The following is a 4204-nucleotide window of genomic DNA, read 5'->3' on the forward strand; positions in this document are numbered from 1 at the left end:
TCACGATAACGTCAGGAGAGATAGAAACAATGTTCGTTTTGATAATGATGTTATACGGCAATCCAGTGCTGTTATCTGAGCAAATATACACACAGCAAGAATGCGAGAGCCGTGCTATGCAATTAATGGCGGTGCGGAATGTTGAGATAGTTTGTGGAGAAACATGTAGACATGAGAACTGATTATGGAGGCAGCCACACACCAAAGGAATTGCGTGATAGATGGCAAACTCCACTGCCTTTATTCACAGCATTGGACGCTGAATTCGGTTTCTATTTAGATGCCGCCGCCGATAAAAATAACCATCTTTGCACTCATTACCTTACCGAAAAAGACGATTCACTAAATTGTGATTGGGAAAGTTACGGCGCTATTTGGGTAAATCCCCCGTACTCTGATATTCAACCATGGATTAATAAAGCCGCTGAGCAATGTAAAAAACAATTACAGCCTATTGTTATGTTAATACCGTCTGATACCTCTGTGGGTTGGTATGAATCAGCATTAGAAACGGTTGATGAGGTAAGATTAATTACTGGAGGTCGTATATCATTTATTAATGCCGGAACAAATAAAAAGGTTAACGGAAATAATAAAGGCTCAATGTTATTAATATGGCGACCGTATATTAAGCCACGACAAATAATTACCGCTATCGATAGAAATGAATTAATGAATATCGGCAATCAAATATTAAATGAATGGAAAATAGCATAGGTGGCCTATGACACCACAAGAAATGGAGAATGGACGCAGAAAAGTAGCAAGGGATTGCAGGAATGAGCTTAAAAAAATAATGGAAGAGGAAAAGTTAACCTCTGAAATAGAGATTAGCGTTTTAAATAAACACCTAGATAAATTTAAGTCATTAATGACAAGTGAGCAGTTAAAGAAATATTACCCCGTTTCATTTTTATCATATACAGCAAAGCAGATAGACAAGGAAAAGAATAATGACTAATTCAGATTTGATTGTAGAAAAAGATGTATACGAGTGGATCGGGATTAAACGAACTGCTCTATGGAGACTGAAGAAGCAATGCGGATTTCCTCAGCCCGTTTTAGCTCGTCCAGCCAAATATAAAAAGTCAGACATTCAGCAATGGATAGATAATGGTGGCATTAACCAGAAGTCAATTTCTTAACATGCCAAAATACTTTATCTGCATACAGCTCATAAGCACTTTTCTGATCTTCCATCCAATCATGCTTATTATACACCGCCATTACCCCGCCAAGCTCGTGCCCCAGCATTTTCTCTGTAACATGGGGCATCACTCCTTCACTAGATAGGTTCGTTACAATCGAACGCCTAAAGTCATGCGTACGCCAATCAGGAATATCAATAGACTCCCTTAGCTTGCGCATAAAGAGGTTTGCTGACGACCTATCTATCGCCTTATCAATCTCCTGCCCTGCAAATAACACCTCATTACCATTATTGATCAATCTTTCAATATAAGGCTCGACTTGCTTGAATATTGGACGTCGAATAACATTACCCATCTTTGAATGCTCTCTCGGCGTAGTCCATATCATATCTTCCATATTGAACTCGGAAGCATTGGCTAAACGCATTTCAGAAAGTCGCGCTCCATAAAGCAATAGCATTTGATGAAGCAATTTATTAGAAGTAACTATTTTACAGTCTTCCAAAGCTAGCCAGATTTTAGCCAATTCAGTATATGTGAGAACGCGATCCCCAACATCAGGGCGCTTACCAATAGTTTTAGGGCTTAGCTTCAACACTTCACAAGATGAAATAAATTGCCTACTAATACACCAGTTAATAACTGATCTTAGTTGCATAAGTAGCACCCTAGCCTTTTTGGGATTTAACTTTTCCTGTTTATCAAAAAACTTAACCCACAATGAGATAGGTACGTCTGCTACAGGGGTATTTCCGAACTGTGTGTACATCGTGTTGTACACAACAGACTTATAAAGTGTCTGTGTATTCGGTTTTAAATTAGCTGCGTATTTGTCCCACCAATAATCTAGGCAGTCTTTTAGGGTAGCTTCACTATTACCACTTGAAAAATATATTTTTGGATCAAGACCTTTCGTGTACAATTCGCGCATGTCACCAATAACTACCCTAGCATCTTTTAATGTCATCGCTGGATAGTGTCCAACTGTTAATCTAACAGCCTTACCGCCCCATCGATAACGATATTGAAATGCTATTGTTCCATTGGGAGAAATGCGAGCGCTAAGGCCGTCACTATCAGTAAGCTCAGGCTTGCCAGAATACGGTTTATTTAAAAGGCTTCGTAGTTTTGTATCGCTCAGCGCCATTAGCTTTATCTCATGTACACAGGGTATATTTCGATAATGTACTCAATATGTACAAAATGGCAAGCGAACTAAGACATATAGAATAAAGACAGACATAAACAGATGAGAACAAAAAAGAACTAATGACTTGATTCAAACACAGTAAAAACGGTACTATACAAACTTAAAGGAACAGTTGAAAACAACACCTCCAAAAGTCCCCTTAGTTAAATGGATATAACGAGCCCCTCCTAAGGGCTAGTTGCAGGTTCGATTCCTGCAGGGGACACCAATACCACTTCTAAAGACCGCTCAAGACCGCCAATTTTTCAAATAAAAACAACAAATTAATTATTTTGACTTCCAAGAAGGCCTAGTCACTTCTAGTGGAATCTAAATACTAATGTGTATAGGTCTAGGTTCGATAAAAAAACTATACACATTATGCTGCTCACTGATATCCAAATTCGGAAAGCTAAAGCTTATGCCCTAACCGTTTATCATTGCACAAATCTAATATTTCATTCCCAGTTTATTAATAAACGCTCGGCTATCATAAGTGAGATTTATTTATCACTCACTAAATTTAGTCATAATTCAATATGACCTCTACTGTGAAAATATTGAGAATAATATTAATAAAAAAATTTATAGAATTCTCCCATTTTTATATCGACCTATTTCAGGTTTCTTCACGACTCGTTATTATTCACAACAAGTAGCGTTCCATCATCAACCATTAGGTAGCTATCCATGAAATACATACTAATAATTGTTTTCTTAGTTCTAACTGGTTGTAGTGCTAGCAATGACTCGCGGGTTGTTTTAGCGGGAATGTCAAAACAACAAGTTATTGAAATTGAGGGCGTGCCTGATGAAGACGCAATGGAGAGTACAATAAAAGACAATTATGCTTTATTACTCTATCTCGACCAAATGATGCCCGAATCCAGTAAAAATAAAGCAGATCGCACTTTTGTTTTTCAAAATGACACATTGATTGAATATACTGTTATGAATATCAGACCAAAAAACGAAATTAACTCATCTATCAGATTAAATGCAAAACAACGCCTAGCATTGTGGTTAAAAAATCAAGATTCGCCACAAAACCCTTCGGCAACAGCAGGCTGTATTATCGAAGATAACAATATGAATTGCTTTGATAAATAATCATCATAAACACATTTTTATTAGAATCCTCCTAATTATCGATTTATCTTAGTTAATTGGTAACAAAAAAATCAATACTCATCTATTCTCAAACTAAGTAAATTTACTTAAATCATAATTCGATTAAATATAGCGATAATTTGTTAACGCTATTCATGGCTATGTTCACTAAAGCAAATTTTCAATTAAGGTTAAATATGAAAAATTTAGAACATGCGAATAATAATGTACCTGAAGGTTATATTTATGCGCCAGATGCAGGTATATCACCAAATACAGGTAAAGATCTGAGTCATGTCATTTTAAATTTACTCAAAAAAAGTCATACTTCTCGTAAAGGTATCTATTTCCCTGCTGGTACTTACCTATTTTCCAGTGATGTGCTACTAACATCTTATAATTCTTTATTAGGTTCAATTGAAGGTACTATTTTTCGCTGTTTCGACATTACAAAAAAATCAGTAATGTTCGGTGATAGTACTTATGGCACAACAGTCTCGAACCTCAGTATTGAAAATATTATCTTTGACAACATTCGTGTGCATTTTTATGGACGTAAATCAGCAATTAGCATTAGCCACAATATATTTATCAACACAATAACCGAGCAAAGTACGGCGCAACTGACATGTTCAAGTAACGCTTATACAATTAATGGCAATGTTTTTATGCGTGGTCGTCACTATGCGGGTGTTGGTCTTAGCACCTACGGTAACGCGGCAGGTTTGCTCATTGAGCAAAATTTTTTAGGCTC

6 protein-coding genes and 1 tRNA gene are annotated in these 4204 nt (G+C 36.6%); 6 read left to right on the forward strand and 1 reads right to left on the reverse strand.

Translation table 11 applies throughout. The features are described from left to right. Window positions 1–171: 171 nt before the first annotated feature. Genes ACTH6U_RS21200 through ACTH6U_RS21210 form a run of 3 tightly spaced genes read left to right on the forward strand, consistent with a single transcriptional unit; the run spans window position 172 to window position 1145 of the window. Window positions 172–717, forward strand: coding sequence for a phage N-6-adenine-methyltransferase (locus tag ACTH6U_RS21200; RefSeq protein WP_441833088.1), 546 nt, complete (start codon window positions 172–174; stop codon window positions 715–717). A 7-nt stretch (window positions 718–724) separates the two neighbouring features. After that, window positions 725–961, forward strand: a complete 237-nt coding sequence (locus ACTH6U_RS21205) for a hypothetical protein (protein ID WP_068445156.1) — start codon at window positions 725–727, stop codon at window positions 959–961. Next, entirely contained in the window at window positions 954–1145 is a 192-nt protein-coding gene (locus ACTH6U_RS21210; protein ID WP_068445158.1) for a hypothetical protein, read from the forward strand. Before ACTH6U_RS21205 ends, ACTH6U_RS21210 begins: the two co-directional genes overlap by 8 nt. On the opposite strand, the gene ACTH6U_RS21215 is transcribed toward ACTH6U_RS21210, so the two are convergent. Next, a complete protein-coding gene (locus ACTH6U_RS21215) occupies window positions 1123–2298 on the reverse strand; it encodes a tyrosine-type recombinase/integrase (protein ID WP_441833089.1) in 1176 nt (391 codons plus the stop codon). The genes ACTH6U_RS21210 and ACTH6U_RS21215 overlap by 23 nt on opposite strands. Before the next feature lie 196 nt (window positions 2299–2494). On the opposite strand from ACTH6U_RS21215, the gene ACTH6U_RS21220 reads away from it, so the two are divergent. The 3 genes from ACTH6U_RS21220 to ACTH6U_RS21230 all read left to right on the forward strand — a co-directional run. After that, window positions 2495–2569: transfer RNA gene (locus tag ACTH6U_RS21220), tRNA-Arg, on the forward strand. Window positions 2570–3030: 461 nt separating this feature from the next. Then, window positions 3031–3450 carry a hypothetical protein gene (locus tag ACTH6U_RS21225; protein WP_294107916.1) on the forward strand — a complete coding sequence of 140 codons (420 nt, stop codon included), beginning with the start codon at window positions 3031–3033 and terminating at the stop codon, window positions 3448–3450. Between the two features lie 197 nt (window positions 3451–3647). Continuing rightward, window positions 3648–4204: glycosyl hydrolase family 28-related protein (locus ACTH6U_RS21230; protein WP_441833090.1), on the forward strand; the 557-nt coding region annotated here is incomplete at its 3' end.

The organism is Providencia sp. (assembly GCF_052096715.1).
Lineage (GTDB): Bacteria > Pseudomonadota > Gammaproteobacteria > Enterobacterales > Enterobacteriaceae > Providencia.

Bases quoted from the DNA above. Each gene is read 5' to 3' on its own strand.
- ACTH6U_RS21200 (WP_441833088.1), top strand. From the start codon at position 172: ATGAGAACTGATTATGGAGGCAGCCACACACCAAAGGAATTGCGTGAT.
- ACTH6U_RS21205 (WP_068445156.1), top strand. From the start codon at position 725: ATGACACCACAAGAAATGGAGAATGGACGCAGAAAAGTAGCAAGGGAT.
- ACTH6U_RS21210 (WP_068445158.1), top strand. From the start codon at position 954: ATGACTAATTCAGATTTGATTGTAGAAAAAGATGTATACGAGTGGATC.
- ACTH6U_RS21215 (WP_441833089.1), bottom strand. From the start codon at position 2,298: ATGGCGCTGAGCGATACAAAACTACGAAGCCTTTTAAATAAACCGTAT.
- ACTH6U_RS21225 (WP_294107916.1), top strand. From the start codon at position 3,031: ATGAAATACATACTAATAATTGTTTTCTTAGTTCTAACTGGTTGTAGT.